The sequence below is a fragment of the Pseudomonas fluorescens group sp. PF-1 genome, from assembly GCF_054481335.1.
In genome coordinates this window covers 2,017,317-2,030,921 of sequence record NZ_JBTMNG010000002.1, presented here as the reverse complement: position 1 = coordinate 2,030,921, position 13,605 = coordinate 2,017,317, and the positions used below count along the sequence as shown (strand labels likewise).

Annotated in this window: 16 protein-coding genes; 9 read left to right on the top strand and 7 right to left on the bottom strand. The window is 60.6% G+C overall.

Features of this window, described 5'->3' with window-relative positions:
- Positions 1-52: 52 nt before the first annotated feature.
- Positions 53-1,339, bottom strand: coding sequence for an MFS transporter (locus ACX3YD_RS24170; protein ID WP_458961223.1), 1,287 nt, complete (start codon positions 1,337-1,339; stop codon positions 53-55).
- Positions 1,340-1,500: 161 nt separating this feature from the next.
- Here ACX3YD_RS24170 and ACX3YD_RS24165 point away from each other — a divergent pair, with 161 nt between their 5' ends.
- A complete protein-coding gene (locus ACX3YD_RS24165) occupies positions 1,501-2,415 on the top strand; it encodes a LysR family transcriptional regulator (protein WP_103405207.1) in 915 nt (304 codons plus the stop codon).
- Between the two features lie 47 nt (positions 2,416-2,462).
- Here the strand turns inward: ACX3YD_RS24165 and ACX3YD_RS24160 are convergent, their stop codons facing one another.
- Genes ACX3YD_RS24160 through ACX3YD_RS24150 form a run of 3 tightly spaced genes read right to left on the bottom strand, consistent with a single transcriptional unit; the run spans position 2,463 to position 4,324 of the window.
- Positions 2,463-3,005: a DUF2937 family protein gene (locus ACX3YD_RS24160; protein WP_103405206.1), complete on the bottom strand. Its 543-nt coding sequence runs from the start codon at positions 3,003-3,005 to the stop codon at positions 2,463-2,465.
- A gap of 12 nt (positions 3,006-3,017) precedes the next feature.
- The gene (locus tag ACX3YD_RS24155; RefSeq protein WP_458961222.1) at positions 3,018-3,794 is read right to left on the bottom strand and encodes a class II glutamine amidotransferase; all 777 of its coding nucleotides are present in this window, start codon (positions 3,792-3,794) and stop codon (positions 3,018-3,020) included.
- Between the two features lie 32 nt (positions 3,795-3,826).
- Positions 3,827-4,324: an MFS transporter gene (locus ACX3YD_RS24150; protein ID WP_458961221.1), complete on the bottom strand. Its 498-nt coding sequence runs from the start codon at positions 4,322-4,324 to the stop codon at positions 3,827-3,829.
- A gap of 227 nt (positions 4,325-4,551) precedes the next feature.
- Between ACX3YD_RS24150 and ACX3YD_RS24145 the strand changes: the two genes are divergently transcribed.
- Together ACX3YD_RS24145 and ACX3YD_RS24140 are read left to right on the top strand one after the other, a co-directional pair.
- Positions 4,552-6,606, top strand: a complete 2,055-nt coding sequence (locus ACX3YD_RS24145; protein WP_458961220.1) for a S9 family peptidase — start codon at positions 4,552-4,554, stop codon at positions 6,604-6,606.
- 133 nt (positions 6,607-6,739) lie between these two features.
- The gene (locus ACX3YD_RS24140; protein ID WP_103405204.1) at positions 6,740-7,213 is read left to right on the top strand and encodes a cyclic nucleotide-binding domain-containing protein; all 474 of its coding nucleotides are present in this window, start codon (positions 6,740-6,742) and stop codon (positions 7,211-7,213) included.
- On the opposite strand, the gene ACX3YD_RS24135 is transcribed toward ACX3YD_RS24140, so the two are convergent.
- Positions 7,210-7,500, bottom strand: coding sequence for a hypothetical protein (locus ACX3YD_RS24135; RefSeq protein WP_103405203.1), 291 nt, complete (start codon positions 7,498-7,500; stop codon positions 7,210-7,212). The genes ACX3YD_RS24140 and ACX3YD_RS24135 overlap by 4 nt on opposite strands.
- A 94-nt stretch (positions 7,501-7,594) precedes the next feature.
- Between ACX3YD_RS24135 and ACX3YD_RS24130 the strand changes: the two genes are divergently transcribed.
- From ACX3YD_RS24130 to ACX3YD_RS24110, 5 genes are all read left to right on the top strand, one after another.
- The gene (locus ACX3YD_RS24130; protein WP_047526860.1) at positions 7,595-8,281 is read left to right on the top strand and encodes a spermidine synthase; all 687 of its coding nucleotides are present in this window, start codon (positions 7,595-7,597) and stop codon (positions 8,279-8,281) included.
- A 48-nt stretch (positions 8,282-8,329) separates the two neighbouring features.
- On the top strand, positions 8,330-8,701 hold the full coding sequence (locus ACX3YD_RS24125; RefSeq protein ID WP_458961219.1) for a YajD family HNH nuclease: 372 nt from the start codon (positions 8,330-8,332) through the stop codon (positions 8,699-8,701).
- 283 nt (positions 8,702-8,984) lie between these two features.
- Positions 8,985-9,848, top strand: coding sequence for a hypothetical protein (locus tag ACX3YD_RS24120; RefSeq protein ID WP_458961218.1), 864 nt, complete (start codon positions 8,985-8,987; stop codon positions 9,846-9,848).
- A gap of 73 nt (positions 9,849-9,921) precedes the next feature.
- Positions 9,922-10,392 (top strand): RNA methyltransferase, encoded by a 471-nt coding sequence (locus ACX3YD_RS24115; RefSeq protein ID WP_007911337.1) that lies wholly within the window; start codon positions 9,922-9,924, stop codon positions 10,390-10,392.
- A gap of 83 nt (positions 10,393-10,475) precedes the next feature.
- Positions 10,476-10,847 (top strand): YgaP family membrane protein, encoded by a 372-nt coding sequence (locus ACX3YD_RS24110; protein WP_288096692.1) that lies wholly within the window; start codon positions 10,476-10,478, stop codon positions 10,845-10,847.
- Between the two features lie 130 nt (positions 10,848-10,977).
- On the opposite strand, the gene ACX3YD_RS24105 is transcribed toward ACX3YD_RS24110, so the two are convergent.
- Both ACX3YD_RS24105 and ACX3YD_RS24100 read right to left on the bottom strand, forming a co-directional pair.
- Positions 10,978-12,210: a hypothetical protein gene (locus ACX3YD_RS24105; RefSeq protein WP_458961217.1), complete on the bottom strand. Its 1,233-nt coding sequence runs from the start codon at positions 12,208-12,210 to the stop codon at positions 10,978-10,980.
- A gap of 125 nt (positions 12,211-12,335) precedes the next feature.
- The gene (locus ACX3YD_RS24100; protein WP_047526821.1) at positions 12,336-12,785 is read right to left on the bottom strand and encodes a YcgN family cysteine cluster protein; all 450 of its coding nucleotides are present in this window, start codon (positions 12,783-12,785) and stop codon (positions 12,336-12,338) included.
- Positions 12,786-12,950: 165 nt separating this feature from the next.
- Between ACX3YD_RS24100 and ACX3YD_RS24095 the strand changes: the two genes are divergently transcribed.
- A complete protein-coding gene (locus tag ACX3YD_RS24095; RefSeq protein WP_047526820.1) occupies positions 12,951-13,544 on the top strand; it encodes a nitroreductase family protein in 594 nt (197 codons plus the stop codon).
- Positions 13,545-13,605: the final 61 nt, after the last annotated feature.

Sequence of the window (13,605 nt, the reverse complement as noted above, 5' to 3'; positions counted from 1 at the left end):
TTTTCTTTTTAGCTGCGGGACATATCTGTAAGACAGGCCCGCAGATTATCAGTTACCGGGCGTCGAGTTGCTTGCCGCGGGTTTCCGGCAAACTCAGGGCCGCGAGGATCACCACGCCGTAGGAAACCGCCGCAAAGGCACCGATTCCCACACTCAGCGGCACTTTCTGGCTGAGCAAACCGATCAGCAGCGGGAACAACGCCGCCAGCGCCCGGCCGATGTTGTAGCAGAACCCCTGGCCCGAACCGCGAATTCGCGTCGGAAACAACTCGGTCAGGAACGCGCCCATGCCGCTGAAGATGCCTGAGGCGAAGAAACCCAGCGGAAAGCCCAGCCAGAGCATCACACCGTTGCTGACCGGCAGTTGGGTGTAGAGCAGCACAATGGTGAACGAGCCGACCGCGAACAGGATGAAGTTCTTTTTGCGGCCGAGGATGTCGGTCAAGTAGGCACTGATGACGTACCCCACGTAGGACCCGACGATCACCATCGCCAGATAACCGCTCGTATTGAGTACGCTCAAACCGCGTTCGTTCTTCAAGAAGGTCGGCAACCAGGACGTGATCGCGTAGTAGCCACCCAACGCGCCGGTGGTCAGCAGTGAAGCGCGAAACGTGGTGAAGAGCATGCCGGGCGCGAAGATCTCGTAGAACTTCGACGGGTTGCTCGACTCCTGCCTGGCTTTGGCCTCGCGGTAGATTTCCGGGTCCTTGACCAGGCGACGGACGAAGATCACGAAAATCGCCGGCACGATGCCGAGAATGAACAGTGCGCGCCAGGCATCTTCTGCTGGCAACACCGAGAACAACAGCGCATAGAGAATGGCCGTCAGCCCCCACCCCAGCGCCCAACCGGATTGCACCATGCCGACGGCCTTGCCGCGATCCTGGGCGCGGATCACTTCACCCATCAGGACTGCGCCAGCCGTCCACTCGCCACCGAAACCGAAGCCCATCAGGGTGCGGGCGATCAACAGCTGTTCGTAGTTCTGGGCGAAACCGCAGAGAAAGGTGAAGAAGGCAAACCACAACACCGTCAGCTGCAAGGTACGCACGCGGCCGATGCGGTCGGAGAGAATGCCGGCCACCCAACCGCCGATGGCCGAAGCGATCAGCGTGCTGGTGTGAATCAGCCCGGCCTGCCCGGTGGTGATGCCCCACATGGCAATCAGGGTCGGCACGACGAAGCTGAGCATCTGGGTGTCCATGCCGTCCAGGCCATAGCCGATCTTGCAGCTCCAGAAGGTGCGACGTTCTTGCTGATTGATGTTGCGATACCAGTCGAAAGGTCCCGGACGAGCCACGGCTTTCGGGGTGAAGGGGGTGTCGGGCGCACTCATGGCGAATCTCCGCGCTGATTTTATTGGTATTGTTCTGAGCCCCGACGACGCCTATCGTGGGAACCGGATGCATCGATTTTTGGGCGGCTTGCCCTGTGGCGTCCAACTAATAAAAACCCGCCTTAGACATAAGAAATCTTTATCCCCCCCGAGCCAATCCCATGAACCTGAAGTTTCTCGAGACCTTCGTCTGGGTCGCCCGCCTCAAGAGCTTTCGCCTGACCGCCGACAAACTCTTCACCACCCAGGCGTCGATCTCCAGCCGCATCGCCGTGCTCGAAAGTGAGCTTGGGGTGAAGCTGTTTCTGCGCGATTCCCGTGGTGTGAGCCTGACGCCCGAAGGCTTGAAGGTGCTCGATTATGCCGAGCAGATGATGGACACCATGCAAGCGTTGCGGCAGTCGATCGAGAACCGTTCGAGCAAGGCCGGACGCGTGCGCATCGGCGTGATGGACACGGTCATCCACACCTGGCTCAGCCCGTTGGTGGCACAGATGACCGATCACTATCCGCTGGTGGAAATCGAGCTGGTGGCCGATACCTCGCTGAACCTCTGCGATCAGCTGCAAACAGGTTTTCTCGATGTGATCCTGCAAACCGATCTGTTGCGCCAGGAAAGCGTCCGCAGCCTGGAACTGGCCAGCCATCCCATGGGCTGGATCGTTGCCAGCAATTCCCTCTACAACCGTGAGTATTCAGGCGTCGCCGATCTGGCGAATGAACGGATCATCACCTACTCGAAAAACTCTCATCCACACCAGGAAGTGCTCGCGCTGATGCAGGCCAACGGCGTCATGGCGCCGCGCCTCAATTGTGTGAACTCGGTATCGGCGATCACCCGATTGTTGCGCGATGGCTTCGGGATTGGTGCGTTGCCGCCAGTGCTGGTGGCCGAGGAACTGGCGCGTGGGGAATTGACCTTGCTGGCCATCGAGCAACGGCCACCGAATCTGCAAGTGGTGGTGTCGTGGCGGGTGGGCGCGGAGTGGGTCGAGGAGATTGTGGCGTTGTGTCAGCAGGTGCTGGAGGGGTATGCGCGCAGGGTGGGAGAAAGCTACATCGTACTGGCGGACTAGCGAACCTTATGGCGAGAGAGCAAGCGCCCTCGCCACAAGGGCCTTGTTCACAAGCCGCGCAGGTCCCGCTCTTCGATCGGCCGGCTCTGGCGCAAGCGCTTGCCGCCCAGCACCACCCAGTCTATCAGTCGGAACAGGCACTCCAGGCCGAACGACAGCATCATCGCGCCGCTCATGCCCCAGATCATCGCTTCCGGCGTCAACAGGATCTGGTAGCTGTAGCCATTCCAGGTTTCCTTGCGAATGTCCGGATCGGCGGCCAGCACCACCTGCAGCAAACGGATGTACCAAGGCCCCTGCATCGCCTGGAACTGCTTGTCCAGCGCCAGTTGGCGGGTCAGCAGGTTGCTCAGGCTGTCGGCGTCACTGCGGAAAATCGGGTCTTCGCTGGCCCGATAATGGGCCACCAGGGCCTGCATATCCCCTTTGAAGAACTGATTGGCCGTCCCCTGAAAGCCGCTCAGGCTGGCCTGCGCTTCGATCAGATGGGCCTCGACCCGTTTGGCGTAATCATTGATGAACCCCGGCACCTGGACACCGATCAACAGGCCCGCCGCGAACAACACCAGCCGTAGGTAACTGAGCAACATGGGGAAGAATCCTTATTCGGTCCTGCCCTGGCTGACGCATTCGCCGCGTCGCCACAGGCTCCATTGGCCCGGTTCGTAGCGGGTCCAGGTTTCGTTTTCGGTCAAGGGTTCGGTGGCGATCACCGTCACCACGTCGTTGGGGGTGGTTTCGGCCTGAAAGTCGACGATGACATCGACGTCCTTCAGGCGCGCCGGGCCGAACGGGGCTCGGCGGGTGATCTGCACCAGCTTGGTGGAGCAATAGCAGAACAGCCAGTCGCCGTCGCTGAGCAGGCAGTTGAACACGCCTTTGCTGCGATATTCGGCACACGCGGCCACCAGATCAGGCAGCAGTTCCTCGACTTCAACCGGCTCGGGGAATGCCGCACGCACGCGGTTGAGCAAATCGCAGAACGCCGCTTCGCTGTCGGTATCGCCCACCGGACGATAGAAACTGGCGCCGGGATTAAAGTCCGCCAGTTGGCCGTTATGGGCGAAACACCAGTTACGGCCCCACAACTCGCGTACGAAAGGGTGGGTATTGGAGAGGCAGACCTTGCCGACGTTGGCCTGGCGGATATGCCCGATCACGACCTCGCTCTTGATCGGGTAGCGCTGAACCAGGTTCGCGACTTCCGACTCGCAGCTCGCCGCCGGGTCCTGGAACAAACGCAAGCCCCGACCCTCATAGAAGGCGATGCCCCAGCCGTCGCGATGCGGACCGGTACGGCCGCCACGCTGCATCAACCCGGTGAAGCTGAACACAATATCGGTCGGCACATTGGCGCTCATGCCCAATAATTCACACATGCTCGGACTCTCGCTTCAAGCCAGGGGCGACGTTACAGACGGGGTTCGACCCGCATACGCTGGGGATTGCTCGGAACAGGGGGACGACCATAGCGATCGTCGCCAGCGCCGCCGAAGGCACGCTCCTCTCCCGGTTCTTCGGCAAGCGCGGCCGCTTTGGCGGCGGCGGCCCTTTCCTTGCGCGCATTGGAGGCGCGCTCGATCGGGAAACGAATCGCCACGAACACCAGGTAAATGCCAAACGCGATCATGCCGTACATGAACAGATCAGAGATCGCCCGCCACGCGTTGTTGCCGACCTTGAACAACAGATCAAGGGCCGTAATGGCGATGGCCGGGGCGACCTTTTCCTTCACGGGATCGATGATGGTCGGGGAAAACAGCAACACCGCCACCAGCAACCGCAGCGGCTCACGCAGCCAACGCCACATCCAGCGGGTGATGCGCATCCACACCAACAGGCAGCCCAAAGCGGCAAAGGCGTAGAGGCCCCAAGCGATCAGATAGTCGTTCTCGGTCATGGTGTCCATGGCAAGGCAGGCAAAGAGGCGCTTATGATAACGGCTTTTCGTCCTTGAGGCTGCATCAATGGCAGCCGGTCGGGACACAGGACCTGTGGGAGCGAGCTTGCTCGCGATGAGGCCAGCACATCCAGCATCCATACTGACTGTCAGAACGCTATCGTCGGAACGCCGCCCGGAGCAAACTCGCTCCCACAGGTTCAAAACCTATTCCGTTTACAGTTCGAGAGTCCTCCATGCCGCTATCCGCCACCCTTTGCGACGCTCCGGTTGCCCACAAGGCCGAAGGTTCCGACCCGTATGCCTGGCTGCAAGAGCGCGACACCGATGCCGTACTCGACTACCTCAAGGCTGAAAACAGCTATCAGGAGGCGCAAACCGCCGATCAGGCCGGGCTGCGTGAATCCCTGTTCGAGGAAATCAAGGGCCGGATTCTCGAAACCGACCTGTCCCTGCCCTCCCCGTGGGGACCTTACCTGTATTACACGCGCACCACGGCGGGTGACGAATATTCCCGCCACTATCGCTGCCCGCGCCCGGCCGACGACAGCCTGCAACTCGATGAAAGCCGGGAACAACTGCTGCTTGACCCGAACCTGTTGGCCAATGGCGGCTTTTTCTCCCTTGGCGCGTTCAGCATCAGCCCGGACCACCAGCGCCTGGCCTACAGCGTCGACTCAACGGGCGATGAGATTTACACGCTGTTCGTGAAGGAATTGTCCGACGGCCGCGTCAGCGAACTGGAGTTCCAGGACTGCGACGGCAGCATGACCTGGGCCAACGATAGCCTGACCCTGTTTTTCGGCGAACTGGACGACACCCATCGTCCGCACAAGCTGTACCGCTATCGCCTAGACGGCACAGCGGCCGAAGAAGTGTTTCATGAGCCGGACGGCCGCTTCTTCATGCACTGCTACCGCTCGAGTTCCGAGCAGCAATTGCTGCTGTCCCTGGGCAGCAAGACCACCAGCGAAGTCTGGGTGCTGGATGCCAATCAGCCGCAGCAAGCCTTTGCCTGCATCGCACCACGGGTCGAGGATCACGAGTACGACGTCGACCACGGCGCGCGCGACGGCCAATGGACCTGGTTCATCCGCAGCAACCGCGACGGCATCAACTTCGCCTTGTACACCGTGGTTGACAGCGGCACGGCACCGAGCGAAGCCGATTGGCAGAACCTGATCCCCCACAGCGACTCCGTGATGATCGACGGCATGAGCCTGAATGCCGGGGCCATGACGCTCAGCCTGCGCGAAGGCGGCTTGCCGATCATCGAAGTGCACCCGCAAGACCTGCCGAGCTACCGGGTGCAACTGCCGGACGCGGCCTACAGCCTGCATGTGCAAAACAGCCTGGAGTTCGTCAGCGAGCGGATTCGGCTGCGCTACGAAGCGTTGAATCGTCCGGCGCAAATCCGCCAGTTGGAATTGAACACGGGCGAACAACAAGTTCTCAAGCAAACCCCGGTGCTCGGCCCGTTCGACGCCGACGCCTATGTCAGCCAGCGCCTGTGGGCCACCGCGCCTGACGGTACGCAGGTGCCGATCAGCCTGGTGGTCAAACGCGAAGCGCTCGGCCAACCGGTGCCGTTGTATCTGTACGGCTACGGCGCCTATGGCGAAAGCCTCGACCCGTGGTTCTCCCACGCCCGCCTGAGCCTGCTCGATCGCGGCATGGCATTTGCCATCGCACACGTGCGCGGCGGCGGCGAACTGGGCGAAGCCTGGTATCGCGCCGGCAAGCAGGAACACAAACACAACACGTTCAGTGACTTCATCGCCTGCGCCGAACACTTGATCGCCAATGGCTTCACCAGTGCCGCGCAACTGGCAATCAGCGGTGGCAGCGCCGGAGGCCTGCTGATCGGCGCGGTGCTCAACCAGCGTCCGGAGTTGTTCGGCGCGGCGATTGCCGAAGTGCCGTTCGTCGACGTACTCAACACCATGCTCGACCCGGACCTGCCGCTGACCGTCACTGAATACGACGAATGGGGCAACCCTGAAGAACCGGACGTCTATGATCGGATCAAGGCCTACGCCCCGTACGAAAACGTCTCTGCGCAAGCGTATCCGGCGACCCTGGTGATTGCCGGCTACAACGATAGCCGTGTGCAGTACTGGGAAGCGGCCAAGTGGGTGGCCAAATTGCGCGCGACCAAAACCGATACAAACCCCCTGCTACTCAAGACCGAATTGGGCGCCGGGCACGGCGGGATGAGTGGTCGATATCAGGGATTGCGTGACGCAGCACTCGAATACGCGTTTTTGTTTAAGGTTTTGGGGATCGCCTGAGGAACTTGGCCCGACGAACCGGTCTCAAGACCAGCACAACGGGCCCGATACAACGAAGATCCCCTATGGGAGCTCGCTCCCACAGGGGATGGGTGAAATCTGAACCTGGACACAACAAAAAAGACCGCACGACATGTCAGAACCGACCTTGCTCAACAACGAAATCCGCGACTGGCTGATGGACTGCGGCCTGTTCAACCAATTGTTGCCTGCGGACTTTGCCGCCGCCTCGGGCTATTTCAGCATCAGTACCATTGCCCAGGGCGAAGAGATTTTCCATGAGGGCGATGCCGGCAGCTTCATGTGCATCATCCATACCGGGCAAGTGGCGGTACAGAAGACCACCGGCGACGGGCAACTGGTGACCATCGCGACCCTGCGCAGCGGACGCTCCTTCGGCGAAATGGCGGTGCTTGACGGCGAACGTCGCTCGGCCAGTTGCGTGGCCGCGAGCAACTGTCAGTTGCTCAACCTGGGCAAGGACTCCCTGGAAAAGATGCTCAACGACGCGCCAAAAATTGCCGCCAAGATCATCCGGGCCCTCGCCGTTTCGCTCTCCAAACGCTTGCGCATGGCCGACGGGCAGCTGCTTTTACAGCAAGTCTAACCCCCGGGCGACTTGGTTTTCGGCGGGTTTGGCTCAATCCCGGGCACCGGTTGATCCTTGGTCGGCGGGCTGGGCATCTCGATTGGTACCAATGGCGGACCACCGCTGCCGGGGCCGACTTTCGGCATGGGCGCCGGGCTGATTTGCGGATAGGGCGTGGGCGTCGCGGTACCCGGCGAGCCGGGCAGCGGCGCGGGAGTGACTGGAGTGGTTTGCAGCGGTTGGGCCTGCACTGCAGTAATCGAGAGCGCGGCCAGGGCAATGACCGTTAGAATGGTGCGCTTCATCAATGGCTCCGTTGGCCTTGTTGTCATGTGCAGGCTACTCCCAACTACGGGTGTTTGCCCTCCCCGTCTCGCCAATTCTTCTCAAGAGAGCCCTATGAAACGTTTCGTTCTGCTCGACACCGCGCCAATCCCTGAAAATGGCGGAGCCCTGTGCCTGTTCGAGTACGGCGAGGATTTCGTCATCAAGATCCAGGGGGGTGACGGCGGGCAGTTGATGAACACGCGCATGCACGGCTCCGAGGATGCGCTGGCGGAAATCCCCTGCCGCAAGGTCGCCGGCCGCCCGAATTCACGGGTGCTGATCGGCGGCCTGGGCATGGGTTTTACCCTCGCCTCGGCGCTCAAGCATCTGGGCAAGACCGCTGAAGTGGTGGTCGCAGAACTGGTGCCCGGCGTGGTCGAATGGAATCGCGGGCCGTTGGGCGAAAAGTCCGGCAACCCGCTGCTCGACCCGCGCACGGTCATCCGCCTGGAAGACGTGGCCAAAGTGCTGCAAGCCGAGCCGCAGGGCTTCGATGCGATCATGCTCGATGTCGACAACGGCCCCGAAGGCCTGACTCAGAGGGCCAACAGCTGGCTGTACTCCGCTGGCGGCTTGAGCGCCTGCGCCAAGGCCCTGCGGCCCAAGGGTGTGCTGGCGGTGTGGTCGGCCAGCGCGGACCGGCAATTTTCCGACAAGCTGAAAAAGGCCGGTTTCAAGGCCGAGGAAGTGCAAGTCTTCGCCCATGGCAACAAGGGCACCCGGCACACCATCTGGATTGCCGAGAAGCTCAAGGGCTGAGCTAAACTTACGTCATAACCGTCATTAGTCTTTTACAAAGGTGAACCCATGAGTTCGTCCACCCCGGCCAATACCTCGAAGCTGGATCGCATCCTCGCCGACAACCAGCGCGACAAGGAAATGGGTTACCGCGACAAGGCCCTGAAGATGTACCCGCACGTATGCGGCCGCTGCGCCCGTGAATTCTCCGGCAAGCGCTTGAGCGAGCTGACCGTGCACCACCGCGACCATAACCACGACAACAACCCGCAGGACGGTTCGAACTGGGAATTGTTGTGCCTGTATTGCCACGACAATGAGCACTCACGCTACACCGATCAGCAGTATTTCGGCGAAGGCTCGCTGAGCACGCCGAAAATCGCCAAGGCCACCCATAACCCGTTTGCCGCTTTGGCGGGTTTGATGAAAAAAGAAGACTGAAACCCCCTGCAGGAGCGAGCGGGCTCGCTCCTGCAGTTATCGTGTCAATAACCCGGCAAAATCTGACAGCAGCCGGCGACAACCTGCCGCTAACGGCAAAAAAGTTCCCGCCCCTTCCCAAGCTGCAATGTGTCCAGTCCGTTACAAAGCGCCCATCACATGGCCACTACCCCATGATGGCACTGTTCTTGCCATGTATCAGGTTCAATACATTGAGCGCCAAAAAAGCCCCTGAGCGCTCACGTTGCCTCTGAACCGCGTCATACATGGACAGGCCCGTTTTATGAACGTCACTTCTACCTTCAACAGCGCCGCTATCTTGGCCTACAACAACACGTCCGAGGCGAAGACCCGATCCGTCGCCCCTGACAGCGAGCAGACGGCCAGCAAAACAAGGAATGAAGATTCGCTAAGCCTCTCTAAAACAGCCGCCGATTACAGCGGCTCGATTGCCAACAATGCACCGTTTTTTCCGGTGCGTGCTGGCATGAACGCTGATGCCCTGGTGCTGGGTGTCACCCGACCGGGCGCGGTTTCCAGCTCAGCGGGCAAGACATTCGAAGAAGTGGCCACCGATGCGCGCAAACGCATGGATCAGAAATACGCGCAGATGAACACCGGCGACAAGCCCTACAGCGGCAGCGTCGAAGACCGCAATGCGCTGATGGGTGACCTGGATCGTCGTTCACTCAATGCCGTCGCGACGAATGAAGGCGGACAGTTTTCGAAGGACGAACAGGAGACGGCCAGAGGGTTGATGCAACAGCAGGCTCGACTGGCGTCTGGCCACTACAGCGGCCCCGATGATCAGAAGAAAAACTGGAAAGACCCTTTCGCCAATGACCCGGTCGGTCGGGCCAAGGCGGCGCTGAACTTCCTCGAAAACATGAGCCCCGAAGAAAAAAACACACCGCAGTGGCTGTCTCAGCACATGACGTTGGCAGACGCATTGAATCAGTATGCCAATGGCAGCAAGGACTCCGCGGACGATGGAAAGAAAACCGGCCACTTCCATAACCTTGCTGAAATTCTCGCCGGCGTCGATAGCGACCCGGGAGCCAGCAAAAAACCGCAGAACGAACAGATCAACAATGCCGGGAATGCCATGATGGACAGGATCAAGGCGCTGACGCCGGCGACACAGTGAGCCTGTCGCCGAATCAGCGGCCCGCCCGCAAACCCCGTATAATCGCGCTTTTTTCCTGAAAGGCGCTTCGCTCGTGGCAGACAAACGGTACAGCTGCATTGGTTTGTATAACCCCAAATCACCGGAGAACGTCGGTTCGGTGATGCGCGCCGCTGGCTGCTACGGCGTGGCGTCGGTGTTCTACACCGGCAAGCGCTATGAGCGTGCCGCCGATTTCGTCACCGACACCAAGCGCGTGCATTACGACATCCCGCTGATCGGCATCGACGACCTGAAAAAAATCCTGCCCCTCAATTGTGTTCCCGTCGCCGTGGAACTGGTTGAAGGCGCCCGCCCGCTGCCCGAATACACCCACCCGGACCGCGCACTGTACATCTTCGGTCCGGAAGACGGCTCGCTGGATAAAGAGATTCGCGACTGGTGCGAAGACGTGGTCTACATCCCGACCACCGGTTGCATGAACCTGGCCGCTACGGTCAACGTTGTGCTTTACGACCGCATGGCCAAGGGGCTCAATACCCGTTCGGGGCCGAAATTCCGCTGAATCGCCGCACGTCCGATGGAACGAGCTGACCGCCCTGGCAGTCAGCTTAACTATCCATTACCGATCCTGCCTGGAGACAGATCATGAGCGAACTCAAACGCGTTGAGCGTATCGAATCCACCCCGTTCCAGACACACACCGAGCAGAATGTGCAGGGCTGGGAGCGCATCGGTTCCCTGGCCGGTGGTGTGGTGATGGTCGGCAAGGGCCTGCGACGTGGCGGCATCTTCGGCTTGATTCAAGTGGCCATCGGCGGCGTCGCCCTGGCCCGCGGCATCACCGGCCACAGCTCTGCGAAAAGCCTGCTGGAGAAAAGCCGCCAGGACATGGACAACGTGCGAGCGAAGATTCAGCGTGCCGGTGAGGACTTGAGTCGGCTGAAGGCGAATGCCGAAGCGGCGACGAAAACGGCGACTGGAAATGACGCCTTGAAGTCGCCGAAAACCGGGGTTTAAGCCGAGATAGGCGGTGAGGCTTATGGCCTCTTCGCTGGCAAGCCAGCTCCCACAGTTGATCGGTTTCGCTCACAACAGGTGTGACTGACAAGAATCCGCTGTAGGCGCTGGCTTGCCAGCGAGGGCGGATTTACTGGATCAGCGCGGTATCCAACACTTTGGAAGACTCGCCCAGCACGCTCTCGCTGAGCTGCACGAACGCCTTGGTGTCAACGCTCTCCAAGCGCATCGCCCCACGCAATACGTCATCCAGCGACCGCTTGTTGCGTGTCTTCAAGCGAATTTCGCGATCCAGTTCCTGCATCAACACCACCGCTTTTGAAACCTGCGCCGGGCTGACCTGCTCACCACGCAAGGTCGTGACGTTCTGGCTGTCCTTGCTCAACCGCTCCTGCAGGCTCTGATAACGCTCGTCACTCATACCACCGGCACGGCGTACCAGTTCGATGGCGTAGTACTCGGCAAACCCTTCGCCGATCCAGTCACTGCGCTGCGTATCGTTGATCCGTCCGAACACCTGGGCCAATTCACGTACCAAGGCACTGGAGCCGCTCTCGCTGACCAATGGCAAACGGCTGTTCAGGTAGATCGACTCGTGCGCCGCCGAGCCACCGCGCCACATCGGATCGTTGGCGCCGACAATCAGCAGTTTGGTGGGATGACGTGGGTACACGGCTTGCACTTGCGGCCAGACAAACGTCAGCAACGTCAGCACATCCATGCGGCGCATGCCCTGGCCTCGGGGTGAGGCCACGGTGACTTCGGTTTCCCCGAGTCGAGTGCGACGGCTGCCGAGGTGCCCGGCAAGCATCCAGCCGGTAGGCCGGTCGAACAGTCGGGAAACATTGTCGATGCGGAACTTGTTCTTGCCGATCCGTGGCCAGGCGGTTTCGACGCTTTTCCAACCGCTGGGCAACTCGAACTCCAGGCGTGAAATCAGCTCGATGCCATCCTGTTGATCGAGTTTGGCAGCGGGCACCAAGTCGTCGCCGCGCATCAGCGCCCAGGACGGGGTCATGCGCGTATCAAAACTGCCGTTCTTGCGCCCGTGGCTGATGCGTACGCGATAGGTCAGGCTGGCCTTGTCGGCCGCGGGGCGCCAAACGCCACGGGCTTGCTTGCCAGGCGTGAGCTGCCATTGGCCGTCGGCCTTGAAATCGCTGTAAAGGCTGCCGTCGCCGAGATCGAAATCCAGACTGCGAACCGCCGAGCCCTGGGCCAGGGTCAGTCTCACCTCAGCCTGATCACTTTGGGGCAACAGGCGCACGTGGTAATCCAGATCGACTTTCTTGCCTGCCGCCCACGCTGGCGAGCTCAGGGTCAGTAACCCAATGATCAACGCCCGCCGCCATCGCACAGCCATACAGTCCCCTAGTGTGGCGAGCGAGCCTGCTCGCGCCGGGCTGCGAAACAGCCCCGTTTTTTTGTTATCACTGCCCATGTTGTGAGCGCTACGCACTCAAGCGGGAGCAAGCTCCCTCGCCACGATCAACCGGCACGGAAAATCAGGTGATCTTCCCAATCCTCTTCGGCCACGCTGCCTTCGGCAAGCATGCGCCCGGACTGGGAAATGCGTTCGTGATGCACCGCGTCGCGATCCCCGCACACCAGGTGATGCCACAGCGGCAGGTCCTTGCCTTCGCTGACCAGCCGGTAACCGCAGGTCGGCGGCAGCCATTTGAACTCGTCCGCCTTGCCCGGCGTGAGCTGGATGCAGTCCGGCACGAAGTCACGGCGGTTGGGATAGTCCGTGCACTGGCAGGTTTTCAGGTCCAGCAGTTTGCAGGCGATGCGCGTGTAATAGACGCTATTGTCGTCTTCATCTTCGAGCTTTTGCAGGCAGCACAGGCCGCAGCCGTCGCACAGCGATTCCCATTCCTCGTGATCCAGTTGATCGAGGGTTTTGCGTATCCAGAACGGTTCGACTTTGGCGGCCATGGCTCAAGCATCAACATCAGGTGGTGAAAAGGCCGCCAGTCTAGTGCCGCAAGGCCCGTCGGCCAAGCGTTGGCGACTGTCGGTAGAACGCGCTTGTCAGTTTTTGCGCCGCCAAGTAGGGTTTTGCCTCGCCCCACACTTTAAAACCTAGCAAGGAATCTGTTGATGAGTGCCAACCCACGCGTAGCCGACTATGCCATCCACCCTCAATTCACCCATCGCTGGTCGCCGCGCGCCTTCACCGGCGAAGCCATTCCCGAAGAAACCCTGCTGAGCTTTTTCGAAGCGGCGCGCTGGGCACCGTCGGCGTACAACTCGCAGCCTTGGCGCTTTCTCTACGCACGCCGGGATACGCCGAACTGGGAGCGTTATCTGGGTCTGCTGAACGAATTCAACCGCAGTTGGGCGCAACATGCCTCGGCCCTGGTGATCGTGGTATCGAAAACCACCTTCGCCGTGCCCGGCGCCACCGAAGAAACCCCGGCCCTGTGGCACACCTTTGACACCGGTGCGGCCTGGGGTCATCTGGCGCTGCAGGCAAGCATCAGCGGCTGGCATACCCACGGCATGGCCGGCTTCGATCAAGCGCTGACGCGCAAAGAGTTGAAGATTCCTGAAGGCTACGCCCTGCACGCCGCCGTGGCGATCGGCAAACTGGGCGACAAGTCGACACTGGCTGACTACCTGCAAGCCCGCGAAGAGCCGAGCCCGCGCCGGCCATTGAGCGAACTGGCGGCAGAAGGTGATTTCACCCTCTAAGCAATAGCGAAACGCCCTGTGGGAACGAACGTGCTCCCACAGGTTTTGCCCAATACTCAAG